This window comes from Paenibacillus sp. FSL H8-0282 (genome assembly GCF_037963825.1).
GTDB classification, from domain to species: domain Bacteria; phylum Bacillota; class Bacilli; order Paenibacillales; family Paenibacillaceae; genus Paenibacillus_AQ; species Paenibacillus_AQ odorifer.
Window position 1 is genome coordinate 5,241,919 of record NZ_CP150146.1, and the last position, 19,359, is coordinate 5,261,277.

15 protein-coding genes are annotated in these 19,359 nt (G+C 48.8%); all 15 read right to left on the reverse strand.

Annotation, left to right across the window (positions count from 1 at the left end):
* Positions 1 to 235 precede the first annotated feature (235 nt).
* The 15 genes from NST94_RS22785 to addA all read right to left on the reverse strand — a co-directional run bounded on the left by NST94_RS22785 (position 236) and on the right by addA (position 19,357).
* Positions 236 to 631: a diacylglycerol kinase family protein gene (locus tag NST94_RS22785; RefSeq protein WP_076129003.1), complete on the reverse strand. Its 396-nt coding sequence runs from the start codon at positions 629 to 631 to the stop codon at positions 236 to 238.
* Positions 631 to 1,128 (reverse strand): rRNA maturation RNase YbeY, encoded by a 498-nt coding sequence (gene ybeY, locus NST94_RS22790; protein WP_076129001.1) that lies wholly within the window; start codon positions 1,126 to 1,128, stop codon positions 631 to 633. The genes NST94_RS22785 and ybeY overlap by 1 nt, the downstream gene beginning before the upstream one ends.
* Positions 1,125 to 3,380 carry an HDIG domain-containing metalloprotein gene (locus tag NST94_RS22795; RefSeq protein WP_036683831.1) on the reverse strand — a complete coding sequence of 752 codons (2,256 nt, stop codon included), beginning with the start codon at positions 3,378 to 3,380 and terminating at the stop codon, positions 1,125 to 1,127. The genes ybeY and NST94_RS22795 overlap by 4 nt, the downstream gene beginning before the upstream one ends.
* A gap of 14 nt (positions 3,381 to 3,394) precedes the next feature.
* Complete coding sequence (locus NST94_RS22800; RefSeq protein WP_036683834.1) at positions 3,395 to 4,366, reverse strand: PhoH family protein; 972 nt, start codon at positions 4,364 to 4,366, stop codon at positions 3,395 to 3,397.
* Between the two features lie 15 nt (positions 4,367 to 4,381).
* Positions 4,382 to 5,563 carry a sporulation protein YqfD gene (gene yqfD / locus NST94_RS22805; RefSeq protein ID WP_076128997.1) on the reverse strand — a complete coding sequence of 394 codons (1,182 nt, stop codon included), beginning with the start codon at positions 5,561 to 5,563 and terminating at the stop codon, positions 4,382 to 4,384.
* Entirely contained in the window at positions 5,560 to 5,853 is a 294-nt protein-coding gene (gene yqfC / locus NST94_RS22810) for a sporulation protein YqfC (protein WP_036683844.1), read from the reverse strand. Before yqfC ends, yqfD begins: the two co-directional genes overlap by 4 nt.
* 172 nt (positions 5,854 to 6,025) lie before the next feature.
* Positions 6,026 to 6,604, reverse strand: a complete 579-nt coding sequence (locus NST94_RS22815) for a hypothetical protein (protein WP_280753448.1) — start codon at positions 6,602 to 6,604, stop codon at positions 6,026 to 6,028.
* A gap of 18 nt (positions 6,605 to 6,622) precedes the next feature.
* The gene (floA, locus tag NST94_RS22820) at positions 6,623 to 7,627 is read right to left on the reverse strand and encodes a flotillin-like protein FloA (RefSeq protein ID WP_036683849.1); all 1,005 of its coding nucleotides are present in this window, start codon (positions 7,625 to 7,627) and stop codon (positions 6,623 to 6,625) included.
* A gap of 55 nt (positions 7,628 to 7,682) precedes the next feature.
* The gene (locus NST94_RS22825) at positions 7,683 to 9,068 is read right to left on the reverse strand and encodes an NfeD family protein (RefSeq protein WP_248549505.1); all 1,386 of its coding nucleotides are present in this window, start codon (positions 9,066 to 9,068) and stop codon (positions 7,683 to 7,685) included.
* Between the two features lie 118 nt (positions 9,069 to 9,186).
* Positions 9,187 to 9,630, reverse strand: a complete 444-nt coding sequence (locus NST94_RS22830) for a GatB/YqeY domain-containing protein (protein ID WP_036683862.1) — start codon at positions 9,628 to 9,630, stop codon at positions 9,187 to 9,189.
* Between the two features lie 15 nt (positions 9,631 to 9,645).
* Positions 9,646 to 9,819 carry a 30S ribosomal protein S21 gene (gene rpsU / locus NST94_RS22835; protein WP_036657994.1) on the reverse strand — a complete coding sequence of 58 codons (174 nt, stop codon included), beginning with the start codon at positions 9,817 to 9,819 and terminating at the stop codon, positions 9,646 to 9,648.
* 139 nt (positions 9,820 to 9,958) lie between these two features.
* Positions 9,959 to 10,318 (reverse strand): histidine triad nucleotide-binding protein, encoded by a 360-nt coding sequence (locus NST94_RS22840; RefSeq protein WP_036683863.1) that lies wholly within the window; start codon positions 10,316 to 10,318, stop codon positions 9,959 to 9,961.
* Positions 10,319 to 10,673: 355 nt separating this feature from the next.
* Positions 10,674 to 14,090: an AAA family ATPase gene (locus NST94_RS22845; protein ID WP_339281320.1), complete on the reverse strand. Its 3,417-nt coding sequence runs from the start codon at positions 14,088 to 14,090 to the stop codon at positions 10,674 to 10,676.
* Position 14,091: 1 nt separating this feature from the next.
* Positions 14,092 to 15,273 carry an exonuclease SbcCD subunit D gene (locus NST94_RS22850; RefSeq protein ID WP_076136581.1) on the reverse strand — a complete coding sequence of 394 codons (1,182 nt, stop codon included), beginning with the start codon at positions 15,271 to 15,273 and terminating at the stop codon, positions 14,092 to 14,094.
* Between the two features lie 40 nt (positions 15,274 to 15,313).
* Complete coding sequence (gene addA, locus NST94_RS22855) at positions 15,314 to 19,357, reverse strand: helicase-exonuclease AddAB subunit AddA (protein ID WP_280753467.1); 4,044 nt, start codon at positions 19,355 to 19,357, stop codon at positions 15,314 to 15,316.
* Positions 19,358 to 19,359: the final 2 nt, after the last annotated feature.

Sequence of the window (19,359 nt, forward strand, 5' to 3'; positions counted from 1 at the left end):
AACATATGCTCTGTTTTGTTTAGCGTTACTTCCTGTTATTACTTCGACAAAATGCACTTCGTAAACATCTAATTAGTTTCGTTTATCGTTATTTTCTCAGCGTGCACTAAATTTTATCAGCGTACTTCATGAGATATATTCGGGTGCATAACTCACTTCAAATTATTCAGTAACGAAAGAGGCGGAATCGCAAAACGCGGGTCCGCCTCTCCCCTGAATTGATTTTGTATCCTGATTATGACATAAGTCCGCTAATCCAGTCCATCACAGGGTGATAAAAAACATAGATCCCGACTAAGACAGCAAACACCGCCGTGAGAAGCACAGCTCCTGCGGCGGTATCTTTTGCTCTCTTAGCCAGTGGATGAATCTCTGGCGAGATCAGATCAACCGTCGCTTCAATCGCCGTATTGAGCAATTCGGCAGTTAGGACAAGCGTGATCGAGAACAGCAGCAACATCCAACTGGCCAGCGGAAGTCTGAACACGGCAGCGGCTATTAGCACAACCACCGCTAAACAGCAATGCACCTTCATGTTAAGCTCGGATTTGAATGCCGACACTAAGCCTTGCGATGCAAACCGAAAAGAGTGCCAGAACTTCTTGTGCCCTACCGCCGTGTTCTTCACCATTAGCGCGTCAACCCAACCTGAGATAGTACTTTTTCTTGCTTGGACATCATCTCTGCTTCTGAAGCTTCATCCTGATGATCATATCCTAACAAATGCAGAAATCCGTGAACGAAAAGAAAACCAAGCTCTCGTTCCAGTGAATGGCCATATTCCAGCGCCTGCTCCTGCGCACGAGTTACGGAAATGATTATATCCCCAAGTACGTCTGGAACATCTTCCAGCGCCTCGCCTTCCTCTACCTCGTATATAATGTCCAGCTCATCCTCTCCGCTTTCATTCATAGCAAAAGAAAGCACGTCCGTCGGACGGTCAATGCCCCGATATTCCAAATTCAACTCATGTATACGAACGTTATCGACAAAAGTAAGAGCTACCTCGCCCCGATCGATCCCTTCCGCTTCACCTGCTTTTTGCAAAATACTCTCCAGCAGCGTAATGAGATCGTCCTTTATCTCGTATTCTTCCTGCTCGTTATCCCAAACGATCTCCAAACTCATGGGTTAGGTGCCCCTTCCTCTTTTTTCGGCTTACGCACATCTTCTGGGTATTCGATCCGTGAATGGAAAATTCCCATAACCGTCTCCTTCAGAGTCCGTGCAATAATATCCAATTCTTTAATCGTCAAATCACATTCGTCAAACTGATGATCATCCAGTCGACTTTTAATAATCTTCTCAATCATCGTTTCCACCTGCAGAACAGTTGGCTTACGCAATGATCTCACTGCAGCCTCGACACTGTCGGCAATTCCCACAACGGCTGCTTCCTTCGACTGGGCTTTCGGTCCAGGATAACGGAAATCTTCCTCGGTAAAATCAGCCTCGACACCTTTTTCTTCCGCCAGCTTCAGTGCCTTATGGTAAAAATAATGCAGGAACGTTGTTCCATGATGCTGCTCCGCAATGTCACGGATTGGCTTTGGCAGCTTATATTCTCGTTGCATTTCCACCCCGTCACGGGCGTGGGCAACGATGATAGATTTACTAAGCTTCGGTTCAATAGAGTCATGTGGATTTTCCATATTATTCTGATTCTCGATAAAATAAAACGGACGTTTTGTTTTGCCGATATCATGATAATACGATCCAACCCGGCACAATAGCCCATCTGCTCCAATCGCTTCCGCGGCAGCTTCTGACAGGTTACCTACCATTACACTATGGTGATAGGTTCCCGGCGTTTCAGTAAGCAGTTTGCGCAGCAGCGGGTGGTTTGGATTAGACAATTCTACCAGCTTCAATGCCGATAGAATACCAAAGGTTGCCTCGAAAAAAGGCATTAGCCCAATCACAAGTACAGCCGTCAATAGTCCCCCTGCAAAAGCAAAACCAACCGAATACAAGGTACCTACCTCTTTCCATGCTCCTCCACCTAACAGTATTTGCATAAAGACTGTCAGACAGCCAAAAAGCGATACCATAATCCCGCCTTTAAGGAGCGTGGAGCGTTGACCCGCACGGTGAGTCGCAAAGATAGCCACGTACGAAACCACGATAGCAAAGAAACCAAAGTTAAAATCAAAGATTGAGTTCTGCTGCACATTCAAAATAACACTCGCCAGTACACTGAATAGAATGGAGCAGAAATAGGCCAAAGGCATGTCCAGAAGCATTGCAATTAACATTGCGCCAATCGCCACCGGTGCCAGGAATCCGATATAAGATCGGACATCGGTCTGCAAAACAGCGGCCAGCCGCATAGAGATAATAGTTATAACAAATACAAGCACCAGCATCAATAGCTGAGAATTGTTGTACTTAAAGCCTGAGGTGCCGCCTGAATAACGAATGAACGCAAGCAAACCGACGGAGAGCATCGCAGAGAGAATCAATAGGCCTAACTGTGGCCAGTAATTCACCTCATTGCTTAGTAGTCCATTCTCATCCAAAAGAGTGTAGAGCTCTGGAGTAATTAGCTGCCCCTTAGCAACAAGCGTGTCCCCTTGCTCAATGAATACATCAGGTGTGTTCTCCCGGGCTTGTACCTTTGCTTCCTTGGTAGCATCCTCATCGTAGAACTTGTTACTTGTGATCACAAGACGTACAAGCTCCTGAACAACCTCACGCGCTGTACGCTGGCTTAGAGAACTAATACTGACCTGTTCCGCTACCTTGGCGCGAGCGGTCTGCGCATCCGTAATCTGATCATTCATCAGCCTAGTTACAATATCTCGGGCGACAGGCTTCATCTCGATAATGTCCTGAGAGGTCAGGCGCGGAATCTTAATGTAAGTCTCTTCCGGAATGACATAGGTCTGCTCTTTGATGACAGATTGCATTTCATCCAAGAGGTGATCTGAATATGTAGCGCTGCCCCGATTGGAAGCTACGAAATTCAAGATGAAATCGCTGGCTCTCTGCGGGATTTCATCACGATAAATCCCCGTCTTATCGCTTTGCGAGATCAGATCATCCTGATTGAGGCGATCTATCCGGTCCAGCAGCGAGGTCACTAGGTTGTCTGCCCTCATCGGGATAATTTTGTACTTGGGAGATACGCTTTCGGCCGCTTCCTCAGCTGCTTTTAACGTAGCTTTGGTGTCCTTAATTTGTTTCGGTGCCGTTATTTCCTTTGCACTGTAAGTATTCTCTTTAATATCATATTTCTTAGGTAGCAATTCTGGCGACAAGCTGAAGTAGAACACTAGTCCGAGTAACAGGAAAAGAGCATAGCGTGTCACTGCGCTATACTTCCATCCGTTGTTCGTATATACAAATCCGCTTAATTTAGATGGTTGCTTTGAAGCCATGAAGACAATCCCCTTTATTGGAGGTTTTCGGCAGAGCGGTCATAGGCAACGATAATTTTCTGCACCAGGGAATGCCGTACTACATCCTGTTCCGCGAAGTAGACAAAGCCAAGTTCTTCTATGCCGGATAAAATCGCTTTGGCTTCAATCAAACCGGATTTCTTGCCGCGGGGCAGGTCAATCTGGGTAACGTCACCTGTAATCACCATTTTGGACCCGAAGCCGAGTCGAGTCAGGAACATTTTCATTTGCTCAGGTGTTGTATTCTGCGCTTCATCCAAGATGATAAATGAATCATCCAATGTACGTCCGCGCATATAAGCCAGCGGAGCAATCTCAATCAATCCCCGTTCAAGTGCCTTAGCCACCTGGTCGGGCCCCATAACGTCGTATAATGCATCATAAAGCGGACGCAGATATGGATCTACCTTTTCTTGCAAATCCCCTGGAAGGAATCCTAGACTCTCTCCTGCTTCTACTGCGGGACGCGTAAGAACAATACGCTTAACCGAACCTTCTTTCAGTGCCGTAACTGCAAGCACCACTGCCAAGTAGGTCTTCCCCGTTCCTGCAGGACCGATTCCGAATACAATATCACGCTTCTTGATCGTTGTCACATAATGCTTCTGGCCGACCGTTTTGACACGGATAGGCTTTCCGCGAAAAGTTGTAGTAATTTCTCCTTTGAACAAATCGAGCAATTGATCAGCACGAAAATCTTTCGCCAGTTCCACAGCGTACTGCACATCACGTTCAGTAAGTATGTAACCGCTCCGAATGAGGGACAGTAGCACATTAAACAATTGCCCCAGCATGTCTACTTCCCGCTCAGCTCCACGAATCGTTAGCTCTGCTTCACGCGAATCAATAATGGCGGGAATTTCACTCTCGATGATTTTTAAGAATCCATCCTGCGGGCCAAACAGCGATTGCGCTTCTCCCGCATTTTGCAAAGATATACGAATGCTTGCAGTCTGTTCTGACAAGTAGCCTCATTCTCCTCAATTGTTTACTATTGGCAGTTCTTCGGAAATTTTTTCTTCTACTTCAAAGATCACTTTCATATAAACTTTACCATTCTCTTTCTTCTCATGCAAAACTTTTTGACTTTTGATGACGCTATCAACACCATATCGAGCTAAAATATCATTCTTCGCCCGCTCAATTCCCCTCGCAACTCCAGCTTCTGGAGTTATCGTATCCTTTGTTTCATTGATCTCCATTTCTTTCTCAGTCATCAGGCCCAGCGGCAGCTCAATAGAGCGCCAAGATAGCGGATCATGCTCTGTGAGCGTCTTTGAATTCTCAAAGGAGGATTTGCCATAACCCCACAGCTGAATAGCCCATTTCCCCAACACGAGATAGGTGCGATCCTTACGCTCCCCAGTGTAGGTGCTATTTGTTGTTTCAAGCGGAACCTCGATATTGTACTCATGCCAAACCAACCCCTTAACCTCACCCTTGGCTACCACATACTCTACATTTTCTTCGTCTCCAAGAGCACCGGAAATCAGGATATCCCCTTTTTTCACACGCGAATTACGCGCTACTACCGGTCTGCCCTGCTCCGCATATATTTCTGTTACCACCGCATCTGTTCGGCTAATTAAATGCCGTTGGCTAAGCAAAGGTTTGATATCGGGCTGTTTAGCCTCTACAACCTGAATTTTGATGCTCGTCCCCGTCCGTTGCAGCCCTATCCAAGAAACACCCGGTAAATGGGCCAGCAGCCCCTTAGAGAGCTTGTCCGGCTCCTCCAGACGCCATATCCACTGAAAAGGGTACACACCCTCCTGGCGAGCGGCAGCCAATATATCCTCAGAAGCAATTTTTTCATTCCCTTCGACTCTAATACTCCATACCATCGTAGATAACATAAAAAGTGTAATTCCAAACATCAAAATACCTATGCCAAAAAATTTCCTTTTCCACAGCCGCGCCATAAGAAATGGAAGTCCGCTTCTACCGGTAACGTGCATACGACAGCCTGTCTTTTTTAAAATCGGCCGGAGGACATAAAAATCATCCAGAAGCAGCTTAAGGGAAGCGCCGCCCTCAGCGGGCCTCACATCCCAAATCATGATTCCTGCTTCAGAAATGAAATTAATAAATCGCTCCACCTGAGGTCCCGTCACATGCAGTGTAACGAACCCCCGCAGTGATGACAGAGGTGGCTCCTTCATGATCTCTCCTCGCTTTCGTTATATCTGATCTCCCCGATAACGCCTTCTACAGCCAATTCCTGGCCTAGAATATTTCGGATGACAAGTCCCTCGCCTGTGATTTCAAGCGATCCTTTAGCTAACGCGAGCTTAAGCTGACCAGAGGAAAAATGCAGCACGCCGCGATGGTTCTCAATATGCAGTTCCTTATTGCCGATCAGGGTGATCCGGGGCATTTCCTGTAATAAGTCCTGTGGTAGATCCAGTACCCCGTTTGTCCATCCCCGCAGCCTGCGGCCAATACGGGTCATAAGTAGACGTTCCCCCTTCCTGCCTTCTGTACACCTTATGCGGCAACGCTTTTTTTTATGAGAAGAAGTAACAAAGGAGGACCCTTCTAGTGTGAAAAAAGCAAAAAAAGCCCCGGCAACCTATCGTAAAGATAGGAAACCGAGGCTTGATTGTTACTATGATCCGTAAATATTATCTTCGGGTGGAATGCGGCTGACGAGAACGTGGTGGACCCAGAATCTCTGCCCAGACTACACCATTGCGCAGGTCGTCCCGACTCCCTGTTCCATGTGTCTGGTCTGCCGCAGAGGGTGAGTTTGTGTTCTTATTCTTATTTGATCTTTTGGTATCTGCACCCGCTATCCCGTCAAAAGCAGATTGAAGGCGCCGTACCTCTTCTTGCATTCTTTGTGTGCGTAATTCAACTCCGTCATCGGCATGCTCCAAAGACATTCCTTCTCCAGTAGAATAATCTGGAGTTGGTATATACGCGGGTTCTGGAAAGGCAGGAGAGGCATCATACTCCCGGTTATCCTCTGACCTCGACTGCCGGGAAGAGGTGCTAACAGGAGCAGGAAATCCACTGCCAGACTCCGCTTGGCCCCCTCCATCGATATCCGGGCGCTTTACCCGGCGGAGCGGAGAATCCTCTCCGCCCCCAAAAGTGGGCATTCCCCCGCGAGGAGCTCCTTTGGGCTTGTTTTTAGTTGCTTTATTCACATTGGATACGATCGCGAATATAATAACCGCAATAATATAGATCCAGCTCATGGAGATTCACATCCCCTTTTATTTATTATTGTTAGGACGGTTATTGTCGTCCTGATCATTCATTTTGCCGAGAGAGCCCCGCATTTGGGTATCTGCCTCGATGTTTTTGATATTCATATAATCCATCACGCCGATTTGGCCATTTCTGAGCGCCTCAGCCATTGCCATAGGCACCTGAGACTCAGCTTCCACAACAAGCGCCTTCATCTCTACTACGCGCGCCTTCATCTCTTGCTCGTGAGCGACAGCCATCGCTCTGCGTTCTTCCGCTTTGGCTTGGGCAATGCGTTTATCTGCTTCTGCTTGCTCGGTTTGTAGATAAGCACCGATGTTCTTGCCTACATCGATATCCGCAATATCAATGGAGAGGATCTCAAAAGCAGTACCTGAGTCAAGCCCTTTGGACAATACCGTCCGCGAAATCAAATCCGGGTTCTCAAGGACATCTTTATGGGAATCACTCGAACCTACTGTCGTTACAATCCCTTCACCAACACGGGCAATAATCGTTTCTTCACCCGCACCACCCACGAGGCGATCGATATTGGCACGAACAGTTACGCGCGCTTTTACCTTAACTTCAATCCCGTTCTTAGCAACAGCCGCAACAACCGGTGTCTCAATTACACGAGGGTTAACGCTCATTTGCACAGCCTGCAGCACATCACGTCCTGCAAGATCAATGGCTGCTGCGCGAGTAAATTCCAAAGGAATATCTGCACGTTGTGCTGCAATAAGCGCATTAACAACACGGTCTACGTTACCACCTGCGAGATAGTGACTCTCCAGTTGATTAATGTTCAGTCCAAGACCTGCCTTAGTCGCTTTAATCATTGGGTTAACGATACGACTTGGGGTTACACGACGCAGTCTCATCGCCACCAGCGTAATAATACTGATTCTAACGCCCGATGCTAATGCTGAAATCCAGAGCATAACCGGGAAGAAACTTAAAAACACGCTCAATACAATAATCACCACTACCGCGATGAACAGAATAGGAATCAAAGATGCTTCACCCATACTATATAACCTCCGTAAATTTATTGTAGAACTATTATTGGTTCCAGTGTTTACCTTATTCCTTGATTTCTTTCACAACAATCCGTCCGCCCTCTACTTTAATAACAGAGACCGGTGCATTAGCACTAATAAAACTACCTTCTGTAACAACATCCACTCGTTCGCCGCCTATCATAGCTGTTCCTGAGGGACGAAGTGGAGTAATACTGGTTCCTGTAGCGCCTAATAAGCTAAGCTTCTCTTCTACAGGCACAAATCCCTGATCTTTAGTAAGGCTTTCCTTCAAAATAAATCTGTTCCATATCCCTCGTTCTTTAAAAATGACCGCAACAATTACTACAACTATAGTCGCAGCTACGAAAGAGATACCTAGACTGAGCAGTGCATGCTTATAGCTGTAAGCAGCTCGTACAACACCCGCTACAAGGCTGACAGAACCTAGGAGCCCCAATATTCCGAAGCTAGGCACAAAGAGCTCCAGCACAAGCATGACAAGCCCAATGATAAACAAGAGCCAAGTTTCCGCTCCGGCGAATCCTGCAACATAGTTGCCGAAGAAATATAACACAAAAGCCAACGTCCCGATAATTCCTGGCGCACCAAAGCCTGGAACAATCAGTTCAATGACAACGCCTGTAATCCCAATGAACAGCAGAATCGTCATAATAATCGGATTGGTCAGAAATTGCGACATTTTTTCCGCACCGGTATGCTCTACGCGAAAGATGTCGTCTGTAGTATATCCAAGCCACTGAATTGCCTCTTCAGGGGTATCTGTAATTTGATCAGCGTAACCAGCTTTTAAAGCTTCTTCACTAGACAAGGCAATGATTTCTCCCTGTGTCTTAGTCACTCCAAGCTCTGGCTTATCCACGACCAAATTACTATCCACCATTCCAGCAGCAATGTCTGGATCACGATCATTCAGAGCAGCAGCGCCGATCATTTTAGATCTCCAGTAGGATATCATTTTGGCATCATCGACTTTTTGACCATTCATGTCTACCAAGGAAGCGGAGCCGATCATACTGCCCGGCTTCATGATTATTGCACCTGCATTAAGTGCTATGTAACTGCCTGCAGAAGCGGCATCACCTTTAATATAGGCAGCTGTTGGTATTTCACTCTCTCTTACCATCGTCCCAATCTCTTCTGCCGATTTCACCAACCCTCCAGGTGTATCGACCTCTAGTAGAATAAGGACTGCTCCATAATTAGCGGCTTCTTCAAATCCTCTTTCCAAAAAGCTTTGCAAACCCCGTTCAATCTTTTGATCTACCGGAATAATAAACACGGGACCTTTTTTCAGCTCACTGTTCGTAACCCCCGGTGTTTTCGGGGCTGCCCCGTCAGCGCTTACATTCGTTGCAAAGGGTGTCAGGAGGAGTAACAGCAGGACCACAGGAATGCTAGCTAACAGTATTTTCCGTAATCTTCTCAATGATTTTACCTCCCTTCTTTAGCTTGACCCAGAACTCATAACCCTTAATACGCTGAAATTGGATTTACGTTTCATAACATAGAAAAGCACCCCTTTTGCAAGGGGTGCTAGTGCTATATTATTGCAGAAATTGCAGAACCGCCTGGTTCACGAGTTTACCATCAGCGCGACCTTTGACCTTAGGCATCAGTGCGCTCATGACCTTCCCCATTTCGCTCTTCGAAGAAGCACCGGTTTCCTGGATGGTCTGCTGTACAATTACTTTAATTTCTTCTTCGGAAAGTTGCTCGGGAAGATATTTAATAATAATCTCGATTTCTGCTTTTGTACTCGCGGCAAGCTCGTCGCGACCCGCTGATTCAAATTCTTGGAGGGCATCTTTGCGCTGTTTGATTTCACGACTAAGGATATCAAGCACTTCGTTGTCGTCCAATGTTCTCTTCAGATCTATTTCAAGATACTTTATTGTAGAACGAACCATTCGAATCGTGGAGAGCGTGAACTTGTCCTTACTCTTCATCGCTTGCTTCATATCTTCGTTCAATCTCTCGCTAAGATTCATGCGTGGGTAATCCTCCTAAAACTTTCTCTTACGAGCAGCCTCAGACTTCAGCTTTTTCTTAACGCTCGGCTTTTCGTAATGTTTGCGTTTCTTCACCTCAGCCAAGACACCATCTTTTGCGATGGAACGTTTAAAGCGACGAAGTGCAGCATCAATTGTCTCGTTTTTGCGAACTTTCGTTTCAGACACAGGTTTCCCCTCCCTCCGACCATACCGTCCAAGAGCATAACACGGTTTATCAAACTCCATTATAGGTCAAACGGAAATAACGTGTCAACCTTCGTGCTATTCTTTTTTCTGGCAAGTTCTTCAACATTAAATGATTATGCTATGCGTGCGAAGCTGAGTTTCCAGTGAGCGCACCCAGCTTGGCTCCACCCAGCAGGTGATAATGAAGATGAGGCACAGCTTGTCCACTATCAGGTCCGCAATTATTGATTAAACGATAACCAGACTCAGCAATTCCAAGGTCTTTGGCGATCTGTTGGGCTACACTGTGGATTTCAGCAATTAGCGGAAGATCCTCAGGTGTAACATCATTCATTGAAGCAATGAACTTCTTGGGAATGATCAACACATGTACCGGTGCAGCCGGCTCGATGTCGTAAAATGCAAGAATACGTTCATTCTCAAATACTTTTTTGGAAGGAATAGTACCCTCAATAATTTTGCTAAACACGGTCTCCATAGAGTGCTTGCCTCCTAAAAATTGGTGAAATTCCACTTCATCATAAGATAATCATACAGGATAATCATCAATTACGAAAGCAGCAAGCAAACTCAGCATAATCTGCCCTAAACTGTATCTGTTACAGAATGAACCATTAAATAAAAATATCAACACCGTTAGGCCTAAAAAAGACAAAAAAAAAGAGAAACACCCTTCACAGCTTATAAAGCTGATTCGGCGGCGGACGTATGAAAAGGAGTTCATTCCCTGCCATACGTCCGCCGAGGTGTTTCTAAAGTAATGTCGGCTTAGCTGTATTATAACAGCGCGTTGATACTGTATCTGTGATAAGAATCACACACATTATAGATCTTCACATTTTTTCCAAAAGGATCCGAGATCCCCCTCCACCCTGTTCAGCAGGTACTACTACCAGCTTGCGTGGCAGTCGTGCCCGAAGCTCTGGAACATGGCTGATAATGCCGACAGACAGTTGGTCGTTATGCAGTCTTTCCAGTGAGGTAATTACCGTATCAAGCAATTCCGGATCCAGCGTACCAAATCCTTCGTCCAAAAAGAAAAATTGCAATGGATACTGTCCCCGCAGCTGAATCTGTGCCGAAAGAGCAAGTGCAAGTGACAAGGAAGTTAAGAACGTCTCTCCGCCGGAAAGCGTGGAGACCGGTCTTCTTACACCACCGTTTCCATCATCACGAATTACAAAGCCACCACCCGAATCAACCTCCAGCGCATAACGCTGTTTGCTCAGGAAACGAAGCCGCTGGGAAGCAGACTGGCATACCTGCATTAATTGTTCCTCCGCAATATACTCAACAAAAGCATTTCCACGTAAAACAGTCTGCAATTTGGACAAATGATCCTGTAGAGAAGCATGTTCTAGCCGCTGGGCTTCGAGCTCCATCCAGCGAATATGCCGATGCCGCAGATCCTCCAGATCTCGCTCTGCGCGCGCTCTTGCTTGCAGCGACATTTCATCCTCTGACTTACACACGCTTAAGCTCTCCTGGCTAACTTGCCACTCCTCTTCACTTAAGCTGGCTCCGTCAAGCTTCTCTTCAATATTGCGTAGCTGCAATGAAAGTTCAGCTTCTTCCGCACGATGGGCACGTACCCGAGAAGAAGAAATTTCCCGCTCTTCAGGTGCGAGAGCTGCTCCTTCAACCTCAGCGGCGGAACTAAAAGGTGAAGAGGTTAAGCTTTGCTCCCACAGATGGCTTGAAGTCACATAATGCTCTCGAGCAGATTCTGCAGCCTGGCGGGTTATCGCTGCCTCCTTGATCTCATGCTGCGCTTTTTCCGCTGCCGTGAGATGTAATCGTTGGCTGGTCTCCACAGCTGCTAACAATTCCTGCAGACGACGCTCACACTCTGCTAGAAGAGGGGCAGCAGCGCGGCCATTAGTCCACTCTAAAAGACGCCGTTCTTTTTCACGCTGCAATTCTTCTTTGCCTTCCATCTGTGTATTCCACTGAGTAAGCTCTTTATCGAGTCCGGTGATGGTCTCCTGAAGATTCTGCACCGAAGCGCTTTTCTCATCCAGAAACTTGACACTGATTTCCAGTCGGGATCTAATTTCCTCAGCTTGAGCATCCTTGGCTAACAGCTCACGATAAGCTTTTTCTACCTCTTCCGGTGCCAAATCAGGGAACTGCTGTACCCAGTTCTGCCGCAAAGCGGTTAGTTGGCCACTCAGTTCCTCGGCTTTGGCGGTTAGGCCTTCTACCCAGCTTCGCTCACCTTCGGCACCCGCTGCTTCTTTGAGGCATAGCTGCTGAACTTCCTGCATCGATTGCTGCCACTGTATCGCTGTACGGCGCAGTTCTACAGACTGGCTTTTTAATGCTAAAAATGCAGCATCAAGTTCTGCCAAAGCTTTTTCATCTGGGATGGACATATCGGTAGAGGAAACCTCGGCAGTGCTGACTTCTGAGCCTGCCGCTGCAGGATGATTTACCGTATCAAAAGCTCCATCACCAAACACCTGCTCCAGCCAAACCAGGTCCTGCTCCCGCAGACCACGGAACATATGGCGTGCTTCCAAAGCACGTCTGGACAACACCCGAGCCTGTTGAAGCTTTATCTCCAGTTCCTGTTGCTCTACGTTATCCTGCAATACAGCAGGGGCCGGGTGGTGTTCGCTGCCACATACAGGGCAAGGTTGTCCTGCTTCCAATTCTTTAGCCAATCCAAGCGAGAGTCTGTGCAACTCATGCCCCTTGAGGGCTGCTTCCAAAGAACTGATATGTTGCTCCAGACTTTCTGCTGCGGTGCACGCAGCTTCTTCTGTCGCCAGCAGCTTCTCTTGATGCAGCGCCGCCTCGCGGATCAGCTGCCCGCGAGAAGCTTCCTGCTGCTCGCGACGGCCCTCGGCCTCCGCGAGGCGCGCCTGCGCAGCCGCGAGTGCAGTGGCACGCTCGCGGCGCTCCTTCTCCGCCTTATCCCACTGGGATTCAGCGGAGTGCAGCCCTTGCAGTCTCTGCATCGCTTCTTGCAGAGACTGCCGCTCCTGGGAGCGGACACCGAGCGGCTGCAAGCTCTGCTGCAGCTCTTGCTGGCGCTTTTGGCCCTTGGCCAAAAGCTCACGCTCCCGGGCCATGCCCTCCCGCAGCTCCGCCAGCTTGCGGGAGGCCTCTTCGCGGCGCTCGCGCAGAGCCGCGAGTTCGCGCCGCAGGGCGCCGAGCTCGGACTCGAGCTCGAGCGCGCGGCGGTAGGTGTCGGCCCCCTGCCGGAGGGCCGGCTCTTCCGCCGCAAGCGCGGCCTGCGCAGCAGCCGTGGCCGCAGCGGCATGCGCCGCCTCCTGCTCGGCAGCGGCTGCCAGCACCTCTTGGCCCTCCGCGCGGGTCAATCGGCTCTTGAAGGCGTCTTCCGCGCTTCGCCATGCTTTCAGCGCGGGAAGCCTAGCCTCGGCCTCGTCAGCTTGGCCGAGCTTCCGTTCAAGGAGGAGAATCTCCTCCTCCTTGGAGAGCAGTCCCTGCCGCTGCAATTCGCGGCGGGTCCGTTCCTTTTGCAGCTCGCGAATGCGCGTGAAACGCTCCGCGACCTGCAGCGCCGCCTCCAGCTTGTGGCGGCATTCCGCAGCATGTTGGGCTGCTTGTTCGAGGCGCTCCGCCGCTGCCTCTACATCCTCTTTGCCTGCGCTGCCAAGCCCCTGCTGCTCCGCTTCGAGCGCGCGGAGCGCAGCTTCATTCTCCTTCACCCGTCGGCTAAGCTTCAACGCAAGCTGATCACCATACTGTTCCAAATGGAACAGGCGCTGCAGCATTTGCCGGCGGTCTACGCCCCGAAGCGATAAGAATTCGGCGAATTTCCCCTGCGGCAATACAACTGCTCGCGTGAAGTCATCCATTTTGAGCCCAATATGCTCTTCCACACAACGTGTAACATCTGCGAGTTTATCCGCCATAACGTTATCCCCGTCAGGTGTAACTTCAATGAAACGGCTAATGGTGTTACTGACTGTTTGCTCACCTGTCCGCTTGAACTTACGTTCAACGCGATAACGATGTGCCCCAGCGGAAGAAGTGAGCTCAAAGGTAAACGCCACGCTGAGTGAATCCTCAGAGTGATTCATAATCCCCTGTGTTCCATTAACGGCGCGCTCCACTTTGCCGTACATCGCCAAAGTAATAGCATCCAGCAAACTGGACTTGCCGCTGCCCGTAGGTCCAAAAATCCCAAACAGCCCGGTCTCACACAGACTTTCAAAATCTATTTCCTGCATTTCTCTATAACTCTGCAATCCTGCCACTTTTAATAAAATAGGCTTCACCTTAGTTCTCCTCTCCTTCCTCCGGCTGCTGCCGTTCTTCTTCGGTTAGCTGTAAGAACAGCTCAATCAAACGATCCTCCGGCTCCGCCCCGCCCGTCTGGCGCTGATAGAATTTACGGAACAATTCTTGTACAGGCATACGTGAACGGGAAATCTGTTCGAGCTCCAGCTCCATTTGCGGATAAATCGGACGAATATGAATGATCCCCTCACGTGATTTACGCAGGCGCTGAATATCATTCATCGACATAGCTTCACTGAGCCGAATCTCCAAATCTATAAAAGCGGAAGCATCTCTACCTTCATCCAACCAGTTATATACCTCTTGCAATCCCCCCGTAGAGCTCCATCTTACAAGTGGACGCCCACAGCGAAGATAGATTTCTTCGAAGGTCGGCTCACCGCCCGGCGCAACATCAATCAGCGTCACCGACTTGGCTTGTCCTGCTTCCGAAAAGCTATATGCCAGCGGGGATCCGCTATAACGGATCATCCCTTCCCCTTTTACACGCTGAGCGCGATGAAGATGGCCTAGTGCAGTATATTGCGCTCCACAGGATAAAGCAGAAGGGTCTACAGTGTAAGCCCCGCCCACCTGAATCGGGCGTTCCGAATCACTCTCTACACCTCCAAGCACATAAATATGGCTCATCGCCAAATTCACGGTTTGTGGCGTAAATTCCCGTCCCAACAGTTGCATAAGTTTGCCTACCCGTGCGCTGTAAGCTAGTCGAAGCTCCTCTTCCCCGCTGTCCCCAGCAAGCAACTCACCGAGACGTGCCTCAGAGGGATAGGGAAGGGCTGCGATTTTGGCAATCTCACCTGTCCGCGCAGCATGAACTGTCACTGGCTCTGAGGTTGGAAGTCCTACCAAGGTAATCCCCTGCCTTAATACAAGCGGGGAGACTGAAGATACGCGCTCCGGTTGGTCATGATTGCCGGCAATCACCACAAGGGGCCTGCCCCCTGAAGTCAGCCTGGCAGCAGCCTCATAGAATAATTGCTCCGAAGCCGCTGGCGGATTAACGGAATCGTACACATCTCCCGCCATCATAATCAAATCCACCTTATGAAAATCGGCGATCTCCACCAATTCATCTATGAACTGCTCTTGCTCCTTCTGGCGGCTTCTTCCCTCCAGCGTACGGCCCAAGTGCCAATCCCCCGTATGCAATATCCGCATCTTCGTCCTCTTTCCCCGCTCCTATGCGGCAATGAATAATTTATAATTTCACAGCATGATCGCCGTCAAAAAAGTACAGCCAAATCTCGCTGATCGGCTCTCCCAAAATATCATGTAATGCCTTGCTGTATAACTCTAGCTGAAAACGATATTTTTCCTTAAGTGCCTCTAAGCCGCCCTGATGTTCTAATACAGAGTCCGTCTTATAGTCTAGCAGAATAATCCGGTCCTCTTCTCGGAACAGGCAGTCAATGACCCCTTGAATCAGTACAGCCTCACTAAAGCCTTCCTTATTGTTCTCAGGGGAAAGCTCCGAGACGGCTTCATTCATATAACCGAGCCCTCGATAAGCCTCACCTGCGGGAACCATATAACTGAACGGCATTTCTCTAAGCTTCCAAGAAGAAGCTATTAATCTACGTCCAAGTTCATTAGTATAAAAAGCTTCTATCTGATCGGGAGCTACAGCCTCCACCTGCTCAGCAGTTAGAATAGCCACTCTCTGGAGTCGGGCTAAGGTTTCTTCCACAACCATAGGATCAACTGAACCCTCCAGCGGAATATGCTGCATGACTGTATGGTATGCTGTCCCGCGTTCCGCTGGGGTTAGACTGCGTTTTTCCATAAATTTCGGACGCCGCAAATGAAGACTGTCCGCACCTGCAACACTTGGACGTTTATCGGTTTCTATTGAGGTTGTAGAATTGCCTTCTTCCAGCAGATCAAAAGAGGGCTGCTCCTGCAACGACAACAACGCCTTTAACTCCGTAACAGAAGTTTTAGCCGGAATACCTGAGGCTGCCGCATACGGATAATTCCATTCCAGTCTTCTAGCAATTTCATCGCTAGTCTCTGTTTCATATATATTTACAGCTTCACCCTTATGCAGTGCTTCGAGTACAGCTTGCCGTTCCTCTACCTTCTCTTCAGTCTGATCCGTTGGCAGGAACGCCCCAGAATTAAGTTCGGAAGCATTTTGCACACTGATGCTCCAGTTGGAGACATCGTTGTGCAGCACCGTGGAGACGGTACCTTCTGAACCGCCCAGCTTACGAAGAACCGCCGCCGCAGGGTGCCGGATCAATGCCGGTCCAACCCAGTCCAAATAGCTGCGCCCTCGGGCCAGCAGATGATCTGCAAGCAGCAGCTCATCCCGGTTCTGTACGCTGCTCCAGCTAGCGATTTTGCGCGGCAAATCTCTTACAGTGCCTACTAGAATCATCTTATCTCTCGGACGAGTTAACGCTACATATAATACACGCATCTCCTCAGCTAATAATTCAAGCCGTGTACGCCGGTTAATAGCCAGATAAGGAAGTGTTGGGTAGCTAACTCGCGTTTCCCGTTCCACAAAACGCGGCCCAAAGCCAAGCTCTTTGTGCATAAGAAATGGCGAATGCAAATCTTGTCGATTGAACTGTTTTGCCATCCCGGCTACAAAAACAACAGGGAACTCCAGCCCTTTGGATTTATGGATGGTCATGATTCTGACGCCATTGCCTTCTTCACCGCCACCGCCAGCTACACCCAGATCTCCGCCATTCTCACGAAGCCGTGAAATGAACACCAGAAAACGGAACAATCCACGCGCTGCGGTATCATTCTCAAATTGCACAGCCCGATCATACAAAGCCTTAAGATTGTTCTGGCGCTGCGAGCCTCCAGGCAGTCCTCCAACCCATTCCAGATAGCCGCTCTCCCCATAGATACGCCAGATCAGCTCACTGAGACTACCTTGTCTAGCCGCATTTCTCCAGCTTTCCAGCTGTTCTAGGAAATGTCTAAGCTTGCGCTTCAGTTCTGGACTGATCTGCGGCAGATCTTTATCAGGTAAAACATTATTTTCGACGGTGCTTGCGGATTCAATCACAGGAGCCGAGAAGAGGTCATACTCTTCTTCAGCCTCTTTTTCATCTTGCATCTCCACCGCCATCTGTACTGCTTGAAAATAAGGACCCTGACTACACATACGCACCGTAGCCAATTCTTCTTCCGTTAATCCGACCACAGGTGAACGAAGTACGCCAGCCAGCGGAATATCCTGCTGAGGATTATCAACTATTTTTAAGAGGGAAAGTGCAATTTCCACTTCTGTAGCTTCAAAATAACCTTTATTCAGATCACCATAAGCAGGGATTCCTTCCATCCGAAGCTCTTCGATGATTAGAGGAGTCCAGATTCTTGCCGAGCGAAGCAGGATTACGATATCACCGTAAATAACCGGGCGCATAATCTTGAGTCCTTTATCGTAGATAAGCAGCGGCGATCCACCGGTCATCCCCGTCATTTGTGAAATACGCCGGGCAATTGCCCGTGCTTCCAGCTGCGCCGTCTCGCTCTCAATAGCTTCACTCTCCTGAAGTGGCGCCTCACCGTCTTCAGAAGTCTCTTCTGACTTCCCTGCTGTTGAACCACGATCTATCAATAATAACTCCGGTGCAAAAAAGGTATCGGGACCCTTCTCTGCTGCACCTGGGAAATTCGCTCCGTAAACAAGCTCAGCGCGTTCGTCATAATTAATCTCCGCTACCGTCTCATTCATAATCTGCCGGAAGATCATATTAACGGCATTCACAACCTCCATGCGACTGCGAAAATTACGGGCCAGATCGATAACCGAACCGCTAGACGATTCATTAGTAATTTCAGATGGATCATCGATTGGGTGTGAGCCAAAGCTGCGGTATTTATCCAGGAATAGCCCCGGCTCCGCCAGACGGAATCGATAGATACTTTGCTTCATATCTCCGACCATAAACCGGTTACCGGGTGTTTCACGGGATATTAGCCGCACAATCTCCTCTTGCACACTATTCGTATCCTGATACTCATCCAGCAGAACCTCATCGAATTGAGCACGGTATTCCATAGCTGCATCAGAAGGCAGGGAATGACCGGGCGTAGAGTCCGGATGGCGTAGAATTTGCAGACAATAATGCTCCAAATCACTGAAGTCGACTAGACCTCTTCCTGCTTTTTCAATTCTATAACGTTCACCGAATGCTATCACTGTCTCTGCAAGCTCTGCCATCAGTGGAGCCGCTTCGTTCAGCTCTTTCAAAAAAACCTCAGGCGGACGGCCAAACAATGCTTTCTGAAGATCTAAAATACTCTTCTTCACACTGTCGCGCAGTTCCTTAACCATCTCCTGCAGTCCAGGATCTGTCGAATCCTTCTTACAAGCCTTTAATTTTCCAAAATATACTTCCATAAAAATATCATATAATTCTGCCCAAGGTCGTTCGTTTACGGCATCCTGCAGTGCATTTACCATCTCAAGATCAGTGGTTAAATTCTCAGCATAGGGTGCCGGACCACCCGGTTGTAGTGCAATCTCCCGGCCTTGAATCAGCTGACTGGCTGCACCCGCAAGTGTCAGCTTCGCTTCTTCAAGAATGCTCAGCACCCATGGCGTTCCACCCAGACTTTCGGTGTCTGGCAATGAGAAATCAGCTGCAGTATCACGGAGCCATTGCGCTGGCCAAGGATGGCTGCGGGCGTAATCATGCAATCGCTGTATGAGCGCATGCACTGCATCATCACTGCGTTCACCACTGAACCAATCAGCGAGCTGCACAAATATGCTATCCTCGCCATCCGCACCTACCTCACCGTACTTTTCCTCCAGCAACTCTTCGAGCAGCTCCTGCCGCATCATCTCCGCTTCATGCTCATTTAATATGCGGAAACCCGGATCAATCGGAATCATTTGATAATAACGCCGGATCACTTCCAGACAGAAGGAGTGCAATGTTGTAATCGAAGCTTTGCCCAGCAGGGATAGCTGACGGCGCAAATGGTCGTTCTCCCCGTTCTCCTCCAGCTCCCGATCAAGGGCTTCCCTGATCCGCTGCCGCATTTCGGCAGCCGCAGCTTTGGTAAACGTGGCTACTAGTAGCCTGTCTACACTGAAGCCGTTCTCTTCCTTACTGATCTTTCGAATAATCCGTTCTACCAGCACCGCCGTCTTGCCGGAACCTGCTGCCGCAGCAACGAGGATGTCATCACCGCTCTCCGCAATGGCGCGCCACTGGTCATCACTCCATATACTTCCTTCCGGTTTCGCTTCTATTTCAGCCTTCATAC

What these genes read in the sequence shown, in the direction of transcription:
- NST94_RS22785 (WP_076129003.1), bottom strand. Translation starts at nt 631, where the DNA reads ATGGTGAAGAACACGGCGGTAGGGCACAAGAAGTTCTGGCACTCTTTT.
- ybeY (WP_076129001.1), bottom strand. Translation starts at nt 1,128, where the DNA reads ATGAGTTTGGAGATCGTTTGGGATAACGAGCAGGAAGAATACGAGATA.
- NST94_RS22795 (WP_036683831.1), bottom strand. Translation starts at nt 3,380, where the DNA reads ATGGCTTCAAAGCAACCATCTAAATTAAGCGGATTTGTATATACGAAC.
- yqfD (WP_076128997.1), bottom strand. Translation starts at nt 5,563, where the DNA reads ATGAAGGAGCCACCTCTGTCATCACTGCGGGGGTTCGTTACACTGCAT.
- yqfC (WP_036683844.1), bottom strand. Translation starts at nt 5,853, where the DNA reads ATGACCCGTATTGGCCGCAGGCTGCGGGGATGGACAAACGGGGTACTG.
- NST94_RS22815 (WP_280753448.1), bottom strand. Translation starts at nt 6,604, where the DNA reads ATGAGCTGGATCTATATTATTGCGGTTATTATATTCGCGATCGTATCC.
- floA (WP_036683849.1), bottom strand. Translation starts at nt 7,627, where the DNA reads ATGGGTGAAGCATCTTTGATTCCTATTCTGTTCATCGCGGTAGTGGTG.
- NST94_RS22830 (WP_036683862.1), bottom strand. Translation starts at nt 9,630, where the DNA reads ATGAATCTTAGCGAGAGATTGAACGAAGATATGAAGCAAGCGATGAAG.
- NST94_RS22840 (WP_036683863.1), bottom strand. Translation starts at nt 10,318, where the DNA reads ATGGAGACCGTGTTTAGCAAAATTATTGAGGGTACTATTCCTTCCAAA.
- NST94_RS22850 (WP_076136581.1), bottom strand. Translation starts at nt 15,273, where the DNA reads ATGCGGATATTGCATACGGGGGATTGGCACTTGGGCCGTACGCTGGAG.
- addA (WP_280753467.1), bottom strand. Translation starts at nt 19,357, where the DNA reads ATGAAGGCTGAAATAGAAGCGAAACCGGAAGGAAGTATATGGAGTGAT.